Source organism: Deinococcus radiopugnans ATCC 19172 (assembly GCF_006335125.1).
Classification (GTDB): Bacteria; Deinococcota; Deinococci; order Deinococcales; family Deinococcaceae; genus Deinococcus; species Deinococcus radiopugnans.
Genome location: NZ_VDMO01000001.1, coordinates 1 through 11,038 on the forward strand (window position 1 = coordinate 1; position 11,038 = coordinate 11,038).

The window sequence follows — 11,038 nt, forward strand, 5'->3', positions numbered from 1 at the left end:
ACGTCAGCTATATCTCCAGCGCACACCGGCCATGACGATCGGGCTGACCGATCACGTCTGGAAGGTGCGGGACTGGCTATCACAGCCGCAGGGCGTCCCCTGTCGGGCATAGTTCCAGCCAACTATCTTCGATCGGATTTCCAGGTGTTTTCAACACCTGTCAATCGGAGTCCGTATCAGACCGGGTCGGCCAAGATTCGGGAGGTCAGCGGATGTGCGCCGCAGAGAGGCGCTGACACCCTCACAGGCCCTCGTCTCCCCAGGGGCTGTAGGCCTCGTCCGGCAGGTCCGGGGCCTCCAGAATGAAGCGGCCCAGCTGCAGGCAGGCGGCGTCGGGGGCCGGCTGACGCAGGGACATCCGCAGGTCGCGCAGCAGGCGTTCGGCGGGGGTGGGGGCCAGCAGGCCGCCCGCCCCCACCGCCCGCTCCGCCGCCTCGCAGACGGCCCCGCAGGCAGCCTCAGTGAGCTCACGGGCCAGGGCCACGTACGCCAGGGCGCGCGGAAGATCATCGGGGGTGGCCCGTTCCAGCAGCGCCTGCCCGCGCAGCACGGTTTGCCAGGCAGCCTCCAGCCGCGCGGCCACCGCGCCAAAACGCAGGCGCTGCGCGTCGTCTGTGCGAGAAAGGCGGCGCAGCACGTCGCGCCCGGCGGCCAGCACGGCGTCTGCGCCGCCCAGCTGCACTGCCAGAAAGCGCAGCTCGCCGCCCCCGACATCCGGCTGGCGGGAGAAGTCGTCCGGTTGCGCGATCAGGTCCGCCGCCGCCACGCGCAGGCCCGTCAGATCGGCGCGGGCGCTGCCCGTGGAGCGCACGCCCAGCGGCTGCCAGAAATCCGTGTCAAGGCGCTCCGGCGGCGCGGCGTGCGGCAGCAGCGCCAGCACGCGGCCTCCGCCGTGGGGCAGGTCGGCGGGCAGCAGCGGCCGGGTCACGAAATGCGCGCCGAAGGCGAAGGTCTTGCCGCCCACCAGGGTCCAGCCCTCACCCGTGTCGTCCGGCTCCAGCTGCAGTCCCGGCGCTTCCTCGCTGCTCCAGACGCCGAACAGCTCGCCGTGCAGGGCGTCGGCGGCGGCGCGGGCCTGTTGCGGTCTGGTGCCGTGGGTCAGGATCAGCAGCAGGGCATTGACGTGGCCCTCGTAAATGCGGCCCACCGGCAGGCTGGCGCGGCCCACCCGGCGCATCAGCGCCAGCAGCCGCGTGCCGGTCAGGCCCAACCCCCCATGCTGCGTGGGCAGCACGGCGCTCAGCAGTCCGGCCTCGCGCAGGGCTGTCAAGGCGGCGGCGGGAAAGCTTCCATCCAGATCACGGGCGGCCTCGGCGTCGATGATGGGCGCGGCGCGCGCGAAGCGGGCCAGCACCGCGCCTAGTGGAGCGGGGTCGGGAGGCTGAGCCGCAGCCCCGCCCGCTCCGGCGTCCGGCTGCTGCGCCTGGGCGCGGGCCAGTGCTCCGGCCAGCGGCGGGTAGATGGCGCGCCCGCCCAGCGCGTCGGGGTAATCCCACAGCCCGTTGTGACAGTGGCGGTCGTCGTCCCAGCCGGGATGGTTGACCACCGGGTACAGGCAGAGCCCCTCGACCGGCACGCCCACGGCCTGCGCGGCCCCCACCTCGCGCACCACTTGTTCGAACCACGCGGCGCGGTCCTCCCCCTCCGCGCCGGTCTCGGCAATAACCAGCGGACGGCCGTAGCGGGCGTGGACCTCGGCCAGCAGGTCTCGCAGCGGACGGTGGGCCGCGTGCCCGTGGGGGACCGCCTGCCGCAGCGGCGGCTCCGGATGGTGCCACCACTGGTTGTAGGGGTAATAGTTCACGCCCACCACGTCCACGTAGCGCTCGGCCCCGCCGAGTTCGGGACGCAGGCGGCCCAGCAGCATGTCCAGCGCCTCGAACTGCGACTCGTGTCCCAGAGCTGCCTCCGCCGCCTCGTCGGGACGCTCCGGATGCGGCTGCACATTGATCAGCGGCTCGGCGTGCAGAAAGCGGACGCCGGGGTCTACCTCGCGCGCCGCGTCCATCCCGGCGATGGCGGCGCGGACCAGTTGTGCCTTGAGGGTCAGCCCCCGGCCCTGCGCGAAGGGGTTGAGGTACCCCACGTCACCGCCGCCCCAGGCCGTGAAGGAGATCTCGTTGACCGGGCACAGCCACAGCGTTCCGTCGGTATGCCCGCGCAGGAACTGCGCCGCCGCCGCCGCGTAACGCGCGAAGGTGGCGGGAAAGTCGGGGGAGAAGGGGTCCACGAAATCCGGAAAGCCGTAGTGCAGCAGGTCCCAGACGACCTGCACCCCTGCCGCGTGGGCGGCCTGAACCTGATTCAACGCCGAGGCGAAATCGTACTCGCCGGGCAGCCGCTCGATCAGGTGCCAGCGCAGCCCGTCACGGGCCGTCCGCAGGCCGGACGCGGCCAGACGGTCATAGTCCTGCTGGGCAAAGCGGTCGTGCGCGGTGGCGTCAATCACGTCGATCCGCCGCCCCGACGGCCTGCGCTGGGTGCTGCACTCGAAACCGCCCCAGAACGGAGATTGAAAGGCCGGCGGCCGGGACAGGCCGGTCTGGGGTTCGGGCGGCGGTGGAGAAACACTCACCTGTCCAGCCTGCCGCTGGTGGGGGTGCGGTGGCTGTGGAGCGGATGAATGTTCCTGTAGGTCACGGTCCAGCGCGCACCCTGTCCGGCGCCCGGCCCCTATCCTGGGGTCATGCCCGCACGCCCCCTGATCGGCCTGACCACCTCTCACCTCGCAGACACCGCGCCCCGCACCCACCATGGTCTGTCGCGGCGCTATTCCGAGGCGGTCGAGGCCGTCGGCGGCTTGCCCACGCTGCTGCCCAACCTGCCCCAACGGGCCGCCGACTATGCCGAGCGGGTGGACGCGGTGCTGTTGACCGGGGGCGTGGACGTGCATCCGCGTCACTTTGGACAGCATCCCCGGCGCGGTCTGGGCGAGATCGACGAGGCCCGCGACGCCTTCGAGACGGCGCTGTACCGCGCGGCCCGCGCGCTGGGCAAACCCGTGCTGGGCATCTGCCGGGGCGTCCAGATGATCAATGTGTTGGAGGGCGGCACGCTGCACCAGCATCTGCCGGACGTGCCGGGGGCCTGGGCCGATCACGCCCAGCGCGTCCACGCCGACACCCTGGGCCACGAGGTCACGTTCACGCCGGGCAGCCGCCTGGCCGGAACCCACGGCGAGCGGGCGCTGGTCAATTCATCTCACCATCAGGCCATCGACGGGGTGGCCCCGACCCTGACGGTCACCGCCGTGGCCCCTGATGGCCTCGTGGAAGCGGTGGAGGGCGACGGCGTCATCGGCGTGCAGTGGCATCCCGAAGTGCTGTTCCACGCCCACCCGCACGCGCTGGGCACGTTCACGGCGTTCATGCAACTGCTCCGTTAAAGCTCTTACCGCCAGCTTCGGAGTTCTGGTGGCAGGTGCGCCACCTCGTTGAACGAATCCAGGCTGAGGCGCCCGCTCCCCGGGAGACCGGCGCTGAAGGTGAAGCGGGTCAGGCTGCCGTTGCGGACGCGCCAGTTGAGCCGCAGGGCCGCCGCGTCAGGCGCGTCGAGGGCCAGCGCCACCATCAGTCCGATGACGCCGCCGCTGGTAAAGGCCAGGACGAATGAGCCCGAAGGCAGGCGCGTCAGCTCGGCCAGGGCCGCCTGCACCCGTGAGCGAAAGGCTGACCAGCCCTCGACACCTGGATGGGTCACGCTGCCCTCTTGCCACGCCCCGGCCAGGTGCTCCAGCATGGGTTGAAAGGCACGGTTGCGATCCGGCGCGTTCCGGCGCTCCTGAAACTGCTCCATCGACGCGGCAAACCCCGTGTCCTGGGTGACCAGCAGCGGAGCCAGCGTGCGGATCAAGCCGTCGCCGTCGTACTCGGCCAGCCGGGCGTCCTCCACCGCCTCCGGCCAGGGCGCAGGCGCGTCGGCATCGGCAAAGTGGGCCGCTCCGGCCGCGAGTTGCGCGGTGCGGCGTTGCCGAACCAGGGGACCGTGAACGACGTGGGTGGGCGTGAACCCTTCGGCGCTCAGCGCCAGCCCCACCGCCCGTGCCTGCTGCTCCCCCAGCGGCGAGAGGCGATCCGTGTCCGCCTCGAACGGCGTCGCCTGACCGTGGCGGATCAAGATCAGCTCACTCATCTGCTGGAGAGACCGCTCCCTCATCCCCGGTGGAGTCCGCCGAGATTCTGCGCCACGCCTCGCGGATCAGCCACTCGGCCTGTCCGGCCAGCGGGGCGAAGCGCGGATCCTGCGTCTGGCCCAGTCGGTAACGGGCGAAAATTTGCAGGACGATCACCGCCAGCTTGAAGTGACCCAGCACCTCATACCACGTCACCGAGTCGCTCGTCACATGACGAGCAGAAGATTGGGCGTAGCGGGCAATGAACCCCTCGCGGCTCAGGAAGCCGGGGAAACTGGCCCCGATTTCGTTGGCGCCGCGCCCCGGCTGCTCGGGCATCGTCCAGTACGTCAGCGTCAGGCCCAGATCCACCAGCGGATCGCCCACGGTGGTCATTTCCCAGTCCAGCAACGCCACCACGCGCGAGGGATCGGCGGGGTCGAGCATCAGATTGTCCAGCTTCAGATCGTTGTGAACCAGGGTGTGCGCCGATTCTTCGGGGGTATGGGCTTCGAGCCAGGCAATCACCAGCTCGTCACGCAACTCGGCGGGCGGGGGCAGATCGCCCGAGTCCGCCAGCAGCTCGCGCGCCCGCCGCCAGCGCCCGGCCCAGCCGCCCACCTGCCGGGCGTTGAAGCCTTCCGGCTTGCCGATGGCCCGCAGGCCCGCCGCGTCGATGTCGACCGCGTGCAGCTGCGCCAGCGTGTCGGCCACCGCCTCCGACATCTGCCGGGGCGCGTCGGGCAGATCGCGGTATTCGGCGGGCATCTGGGTTCGCACCACCAGCCCGCGCCGCCGCTCCATCAGGTAAAAGGGTGAGCCCAGCAGATCGGGGTCTTCCACCAGCAGCAGCGGCTCCGGGGCCACGTCCAGCACCGGATGAATCTTCTCCAGCAGGTGAAACTCGCGGGCCATGTCGTGCGCGCCCTTCGCCACCGGCCCCAGCGGCGCGCGGCGCAGCACGTACTCGCGCTCGCCCAGCCGCAGCAGGTAGGTCAGGTTGGAAAAGCCCCCAGGAAACTGTGTGACCTCCAATCTCTCCAGATCACCCTCCACCTTGCCGCGCAGCACCTCGCGCAGCGTGTCCAGCGGCAGTTCCTCGCCGGGCCGAACCGCCGCCGTGTCCGGGCGGGTCAAGGATGACCCTCGGTGCGCGGGGCCTCGTTGCCTTTGGAGGCCGCACTGCCCTCCAGCAGCGCCATCGCCTTCTTGCGCAGGTGGCGCATCTTGCTGATCCACTCGCCGTAATTGGCCGCCTTGTTCTGGAAGGACTTGAGGGTGGTGTCGTGGGTGGTGATCAGGAAGCCGTCGGTCCGCAGCACCTTCAGGGTTTCTTCCACCAGCACGTCGGTGGTCACGGCGGTTTGCTGCAGGATTGGTGCGTTCTGGATCATGGGCGTCCAGACGCCTTCGGGGCACAGGCAGGCCACCCGGATGCCCCGGTCGCCATAGGTGATCGCCAGCCACTCGGCAAAGGCCAGCGCCGCGTGCTTGGTCACGGCGTAGGGTGCGGAGTGCAATTCGGTCAGCAGGCCCGCCGCCGACGCGGTGTTCAGCAGGTAGCCCTCGCCGCGTTCCAGCATGTGCGGCACCAGATGCCGCGCGGCCCAGACGTGGCTCATCACGTTGACGCGGTGGATCAGGTCCCAGGTCTTGTCGGGCGTCTCCGGCCCCTCGCCCACGGCGATGCCGGCATTCGAGCAGAACAGATCAATCTGGCCCTCATTCCCCAGCACGTCGTCGATCAGCGCTTTGATGTCGGCCTCCTGGCCCACGTCGGCGGCCACGAAGCGCGCCCCGATCTCCTGCGCCTTCTGCGCGCCCACCTCCGCGTTGCGGTCAGAAGCGATCACGGTGGCCCCCTCCTGCACGAAGCGGGTGGCGAGGGCCAGCCCGATGCCCGAGGCGGAGCCGGTGATGACGATGGTTTTGTTTTTGAATTCCATAGAGAAGTCCTTTGCAGCCCACGAATGGGGGGCTGTCAGGGTTGAACGAGGGTCAGATCCGTGAACATCGCATAGTCGGCAGGATTGAGGGTGAGCAGAGGGTATCCCCGCACCTCCGCATGTGCGCCGATCAGGAAATCGGTGACGAGGCGGCGTGGCAGGCCCGCTCCAGCTTTCTGACGACGCAGAGCGTACTCGGCGTGAAGATCGCCGATTCTCTGCCACATGGCGCGGCTGAACTCCCAGTCGATGTCGATGCCAAAGGAGGTCACCCAGTTCTCGGCGTCGGGCAGCGAGGGGCGCAATTCGGCGATCACGGGGGCGCAGACCAACAGTGAATGGGCCGCGTCGAGCTGTTCGGCCACCCATGGCGCGCGTGGTTCCCCGGCCTGGATGGCGATCAGCGCGCTGGTGTCCAGGCTGAGGTTAACCAGGGCGTCATGTCGCGGCAACCTAGGACTCGCCTCCTGCCGTTTTGTTCTGAGGCGTTCCGTTCTGACGCTCCAGAAACTCTTGCAGCGTGATCACCTTCTGCTTGCCCGTGCCCATGCTGTGCAGGATTTCGCGGTCCCCAGGGTCATAGCGCATGTCGGCCACGTACTCCTCGGCGGTCATGCCGTCCGGTGGGGTCAGCGTGCCGATGGCCTCAAAGAAACTGCGGCGGCGTGGCCTGGCGGTTCGCAGCGTCACCGCGCCGTCACGGACAACAAACTCCAGTTTCTTGCCGGCCTCCAGGCCCAACTCGTCGCGCAACTCTTTGGGCACGGTCACCTGCCCCTTGCTGGTCATGGTGGCGGTAAAGACGCGCTCGTCCGTGGGTCTGGTTTCGTTCACCGTCATTCCTTACCCACCTCCTTACCACCCCAGCCTAGCCTATTTCGCCGCCGAGAACACGCTCTCGCGCCCGCGCGCCGACTCACCTTGACGGCGCAGTTCTTCCTTCGCCACGGTGCCGATATGCACGATGTCGGGGCCGTCGGCCAGCCGCAGGGTGCGGGCCTGGGCGTACATCATCGCCAGCGGGGTGTCCTGGCTGACGCCCGCGCCGCCGAAGACCTGAATGGCCCGGTCGATCACGGCCAGCGCCATGTTGGGCGCCACCACCTTGATGGCCGCGATCTGCCCGCGCGCCTCCTTGTTGCCCACTGTGTCCATCATGTGCGCGGCGTTCATGGTCAGCAGCCGGGCCTGATCGATTTCCATACGGCTCTGCGCGATCAGTTCCCGCACATGCTGGTGCGCCGCGAGCGGTTTGCCGAAAGCCACGCGGGAAGAGGCCCGCGCCACCATCAGTTCCAGCGCCCGCTCGGCCTGACCGATCAGGCGCATGCAGTGGTGGATGCGGCCCGGCCCCAGGCGGCCCTGCGCGATCTCGAATCCCCGGCCCTCGCCCAGCAGCAGCGCCGAGGCGGGCACGCGCACGTCCTTGAAAGTCATCTGCGCGTGGCCGTGCGGCGCGTCGTCGTAGCCGAAGACGGTCAACATGCGCGTCTTGGTCACGCCGGGGGCGTCCATCGGTACCAGGATCATGCTCTGCTGGAGGTGGCGCTCGGCGCTCGGGTCCGTCTTGCCCATGAAGATGCTGACCGCGCAGCGTGGATCGCCCGCACCACTCGTCCACCACTTCTCGCCGTTGATGACGTACTCCTCGCCGTCGCGGGTGATGCTGGATTCGATGTTGGTGGCGTCGCTGGAGGCCACGTCATGCTCGGTCATGGAAAAGGCGCTGCGAATCTCGCCGTTCAGCAATGGAATCAGCCACTGCTGCTGCTGTTCGGGGGTGCCGTAACGGGCCAGCACCTCCATGTTGCCGGTGTCGGGCGCGGCGCAGTTGAAGACTTCCGGTGCCCACCACACCCGCCCCATGACCTCGCACAGCGGCGCGTATTCCAGGTTGCTGAGTCCTGGACCAAAGGTGCCGTCCGGGTCGCTGGCGGGGGGCAGGAACAGGTTCCACAGGCCGGCCTCCTGCGCCCTGGGCTTCAGCTCGTCGATCAGCGGCAGGTGTTCCCAGCGGTTGCCCTCGTTGATCTGGCGGGTGGCCTCGGCGTCGTTGGGGTAGATGTGCTCGTCCATGAAGGCCAGCAGGCGCTGGCGCAGGTCACGCGAGCGGTCGGTCACGTCGAATACGGTCATAGGGATTCCTCCTGAAGGTCGAGGGGGCGAAAGCTGGCGTGATCGCCTTCCACGCTGATCATGGCGCCACGGTGAACGCCGCCGCCGACACGGCGAATGAGCAGGTTCAGGGCGAGGATGCGGTCCAGCACCGCTTCGGCCTGTGCCATCAACTCGGATGAGTCGTCGTCGTTCATTCTGTCGGCCAGCGCCGCGTCCTCGTCGAACAGGGCGCGGTACGGCTCGAAGGCGGGCGTCGGCTCGAAGCCGCAATGGATGGCGAACATCTCCACGCTTTGAAGCGGCATCCGGCCCAGCACCTCTCCGTTTCGCTCCAGCAGGTAAACGGTGGTGCCGGGAGTCAGCGCATCGGTCACACGTACACCCGGAACACACTCTCCGCCGTCGCCGCTGGCCGCTGTTCGCCCTCGATCTCGATGGTGTTCAGCACCGTGATCTGCAGATGGCCCGCACCCGGGTCGGCGGCCTGCAACACGGCGCGGTTGCGCAGGCGGCTGCCGACCCGGACAGGCGTGATGAAGCGCACGCGGTTCAGACCGTAGTTGACGGTCATCTGGGCGCCCTCGATGTGCGGCGCGCCGCCGTGGGTCATGAACTCCCCGGCCAGCAGCGACAGGGTAAGGAAGCCGTGCGCGATGGTGGTGCCGAACGGCCCGGCGGCGGCTTTCTCGGCGTCCACATGAATGAACTGGTGATCCCCGGTGACATCGGCAAAAGCTTGAACGCGGGCCTGATCCACCAGGATCCATTCGGACAGCGCGACTTCCTGCCCGATATTCGCGGCCAGTTCGTCCGCCCTCAGCCCACGCGTCATACGATCATGGCCCCACCGTCCACGGCGATGTTCTGGCCGGTCATGAAGGCGCTGGCGTCGCTGGCCAGCAGCAGGGCCAAGCCCTTGAGATCCTCCGCGCCGCCCAGCCGGTGCATCGGCGTGGATTCCAGAATGGCCTGCTCGCCGTAGGCCAGCGTGCCTTTGGTCATCTTGGTGGGAAAGTAGCCGGGGCAGATGCTGTTGACGGTGATGCCCTTGTCGGCCATCTCGGCGGCCAGCGCGCGGGTGAAATTCACCAGCCCGCCCTTGGAGGTGTTGTAGGCCAGCGTGGCGGCCATGTGCGGATCGTTGCCCTGCAGGCCCGCGACGCTGGCGACATTCACGATGCGCCCGCTGCCCGCCGGCAACATGCAGCGGTTCAAGACACTCTGAGTAATCAGAAAGGTGCCGTTGAGGTTGACGTTCATCACCTTCAGCCACGCGTCCAGCGGGTGCTCGGCGGTGGGCGCCCCCCAGGTGGCCCCGGCGTTGTTCACCAGGATGTCGATGCGGCCCACCTCGGCCACGATCTTCTCGACGGTGGGATCGATGCTGGCGAAATCGCCCAGATCGCTGGCGTAGACGTGCGCGGTGACACCCAGCCCCTCCAGATGGGTTTTCGCTTCGTCCAGCTCGTTCTGCTTGCGGGCGGTCAGGACCACGGTGGCCCCGTACTCGCCCAGTGCCTCGGCGATTTGCAGGCCCAGGCCGCGCGAGCCTCCAGTAATCAGGGCAGTCTTGCCACTCAGGTTGAACAGGTCTTTCAGGGCCACTTTGAACCTCCAGACGGAAGATGGAAACGCGTGGGATCGAATGTGCGGACGGCACCCAGCATAGGCCAGAATTTACGTGCGCGTCAATTATGAACGTCAAGGGAGATTTGCCGGCGATGCGGGCGTCGCGCCTGCATAACCGGGACACGGACGTGAATATCGGCCGCAAATGCCTCTTTAATGTGAGGTAATTCATGTCGTTGGCGGCGGCACTCCCCAACTCATCTGGCTGTAAGAATTCTGTGTCGCGGGGCTGCATATCGTTGCCGGCAATGGGCAAAACGTGCAGCAGGACCCTCAACGGCTCAGTCCGCCCTCTCCATTTGCCCTTCACAAAACCCCTCTGGGGGACGCCCGCGCAGCCCGCGCCTATTCGCATCCACAGGAAGGTAAGCACATGGCAAAAATTCTGATCGTCGACGACTCTCCCTCCGATATCCGCTTCATGACCGACGCGCTGAAGGGCACCAAGCACGACTGCGTGACCCTGACCGAGTCCAGGGACGTGGAGGCCACGGTGGAGGCCGAGCGGCCACAACTCGCGCTGCTGGACGTGGTGATGCCCGATCGTAACGGCTACGAAACCCTGCGCGCCCTGAAACGGCTGCCCGCTGCCGAGGGCATGAAGGTGGTGTTCGTGAGCAGCAAGGGCGCGGAAACCGACGTGAAGTGGGGCATGCGCCAGGGTGCGGTCGACTACCTGATCAAGCCGTATACCCCCGAACAGCTCCTGAGCCTGATCGCCCGGCACGTCTGAACGCCATGTCGCAGTCCCTGACCTCTCAGACGTTCCTGCTGTTCCGCAGCGGCGCGCGGCTGCTGGCGCTGCCCACCCGCGTGGTGCGGCAGGTGGTGCCCGTCGGCGCCCTGTCGCCGCTGCCTGCCACGGGCGGCAGTCTGCTGGGCCTGGCCCCCGCCCAGGGCCGCGCCGTGCCGGTGGTCAACCTGGCCGCGCTGCTGGGGGTGAGCCGCCCCGCGCCGCAGGCCGACGGCAGCCAGCTGGGCCTGCTGTGCGAGTCCGCCGGTGAGCCGCTGCTGCTGCCTATCGACGACGTGATCGGCAACGTGAACGCGGAGGTCCAGGAGGGCCAGGCGCTGCTGCAAGACGCCCAGTTCGGAGAACACCCGGCGTCGCTGCTGAGCCTGACGGCCCTGAGCGTGGCCGTCGGCGGACGCCTGCAGTCGGTCTGACCCCCAGGTCCGTTCCGCGTCCGGCCTGCGGTTGGCCCACGCCGCACTGCCATCTCAACCTCCACCC

At 68.3% G+C, this 11,038-nt stretch carries 13 protein-coding genes; 3 read left to right on the plus strand and 10 right to left on the minus strand.

The window, feature by feature from the left end; genetic code table 11:
- Nucleotides 1–241: 241 nt before the first annotated feature.
- On the minus strand, nt 242–2,575 hold the full coding sequence (locus tag FHR04_RS00005; protein WP_249038894.1) for an acyl-CoA dehydrogenase family protein: 2,334 nt from the start codon (nt 2,573–2,575) through the stop codon (nt 242–244).
- A 111-nt stretch (nt 2,576–2,686) separates the two neighbouring features.
- On the opposite strand from FHR04_RS00005, the gene FHR04_RS00010 reads away from it, so the two are divergent.
- Nucleotides 2,687–3,385, plus strand: a complete 699-nt coding sequence (locus FHR04_RS00010; RefSeq protein ID WP_139399674.1) for a gamma-glutamyl-gamma-aminobutyrate hydrolase family protein — start codon at nt 2,687–2,689, stop codon at nt 3,383–3,385.
- 5 nt (nt 3,386–3,390) lie between these two features.
- On the opposite strand, the gene FHR04_RS00015 is transcribed toward FHR04_RS00010, so the two are convergent.
- From FHR04_RS00015 to FHR04_RS00055, 9 genes are read right to left on the minus strand one after another with little or no spacing between them, the layout of a single operon-like run.
- Complete coding sequence (locus FHR04_RS00015) at nt 3,391–4,131, minus strand: histidine phosphatase family protein (RefSeq protein WP_139399677.1); 741 nt, start codon at nt 4,129–4,131, stop codon at nt 3,391–3,393.
- A complete protein-coding gene (locus tag FHR04_RS00020; protein WP_139399679.1) occupies nt 4,124–5,248 on the minus strand; it encodes a phosphotransferase family protein in 1,125 nt (374 codons plus the stop codon). The genes FHR04_RS00015 and FHR04_RS00020 overlap by 8 nt, the downstream gene beginning before the upstream one ends.
- Nucleotides 5,245–6,057, minus strand: a complete 813-nt coding sequence (locus tag FHR04_RS00025) for an SDR family NAD(P)-dependent oxidoreductase (protein WP_139399681.1) — start codon at nt 6,055–6,057, stop codon at nt 5,245–5,247. The genes FHR04_RS00020 and FHR04_RS00025 overlap by 4 nt, the downstream gene beginning before the upstream one ends.
- A gap of 35 nt (nt 6,058–6,092) precedes the next feature.
- Nucleotides 6,093–6,509: a type II toxin-antitoxin system VapC family toxin gene (locus FHR04_RS00030; RefSeq protein ID WP_139399682.1), complete on the minus strand. Its 417-nt coding sequence runs from the start codon at nt 6,507–6,509 to the stop codon at nt 6,093–6,095.
- A 1-nt stretch (nt 6,510) separates the two neighbouring features.
- A complete protein-coding gene (locus FHR04_RS00035; RefSeq protein ID WP_139399684.1) occupies nt 6,511–6,897 on the minus strand; it encodes an AbrB/MazE/SpoVT family DNA-binding domain-containing protein in 387 nt (128 codons plus the stop codon).
- Between the two features lie 33 nt (nt 6,898–6,930).
- Nucleotides 6,931–8,193, minus strand: a complete 1,263-nt coding sequence (locus FHR04_RS00040) for an acyl-CoA dehydrogenase family protein (protein ID WP_139399686.1) — start codon at nt 8,191–8,193, stop codon at nt 6,931–6,933.
- Complete coding sequence (locus tag FHR04_RS00045; protein WP_249038895.1) at nt 8,190–8,549, minus strand: hypothetical protein; 360 nt, start codon at nt 8,547–8,549, stop codon at nt 8,190–8,192. Before FHR04_RS00045 ends, FHR04_RS00040 begins: the two co-directional genes overlap by 4 nt.
- Nucleotides 8,546–9,007, minus strand: a complete 462-nt coding sequence (locus FHR04_RS00050; protein ID WP_139399688.1) for a MaoC family dehydratase — start codon at nt 9,005–9,007, stop codon at nt 8,546–8,548. Before FHR04_RS00050 ends, FHR04_RS00045 begins: the two co-directional genes overlap by 4 nt.
- Nucleotides 9,004–9,780 carry an SDR family oxidoreductase gene (locus FHR04_RS00055; protein WP_139399690.1) on the minus strand — a complete coding sequence of 259 codons (777 nt, stop codon included), beginning with the start codon at nt 9,778–9,780 and terminating at the stop codon, nt 9,004–9,006. The genes FHR04_RS00050 and FHR04_RS00055 overlap by 4 nt, the downstream gene beginning before the upstream one ends.
- A 397-nt stretch (nt 9,781–10,177) precedes the next feature.
- Between FHR04_RS00055 and FHR04_RS00060 the strand changes: the two genes are divergently transcribed.
- Both FHR04_RS00060 and FHR04_RS00065 read left to right on the plus strand, forming a co-directional pair.
- Nucleotides 10,178–10,537 (plus strand): response regulator, encoded by a 360-nt coding sequence (locus FHR04_RS00060; RefSeq protein WP_139399692.1) that lies wholly within the window; start codon nt 10,178–10,180, stop codon nt 10,535–10,537.
- A 5-nt stretch (nt 10,538–10,542) separates the two neighbouring features.
- Nucleotides 10,543–10,971, plus strand: a complete 429-nt coding sequence (locus tag FHR04_RS00065; protein WP_139399694.1) for a chemotaxis protein CheW — start codon at nt 10,543–10,545, stop codon at nt 10,969–10,971.
- The last annotated feature ends 67 nt before the right edge of the window (nt 10,972–11,038 follow it).

Coding starts and splice junctions, on each gene's coding strand:
- FHR04_RS00040 (WP_139399686.1), bottom strand. CDS start 8,193: ATGACCGTATTCGACGTGACCGACCGCTCGCGTGACCTGCGCCAGCGC.
- FHR04_RS00010 (WP_139399674.1), top strand. CDS start 2,687: ATGCCCGCACGCCCCCTGATCGGCCTGACCACCTCTCACCTCGCAGAC.
- FHR04_RS00025 (WP_139399681.1), bottom strand. CDS start 6,057: ATGGAATTCAAAAACAAAACCATCGTCATCACCGGCTCCGCCTCGGGC.
- FHR04_RS00060 (WP_139399692.1), top strand. CDS start 10,178: ATGGCAAAAATTCTGATCGTCGACGACTCTCCCTCCGATATCCGCTTC.
- FHR04_RS00035 (WP_139399684.1), bottom strand. CDS start 6,897: ATGACGGTGAACGAAACCAGACCCACGGACGAGCGCGTCTTTACCGCC.
- FHR04_RS00065 (WP_139399694.1), top strand. CDS start 10,543: ATGTCGCAGTCCCTGACCTCTCAGACGTTCCTGCTGTTCCGCAGCGGC.
- FHR04_RS00050 (WP_139399688.1), bottom strand. CDS start 9,007: ATGACGCGTGGGCTGAGGGCGGACGAACTGGCCGCGAATATCGGGCAG.
- FHR04_RS00015 (WP_139399677.1), bottom strand. CDS start 4,131: ATGAGTGAGCTGATCTTGATCCGCCACGGTCAGGCGACGCCGTTCGAG.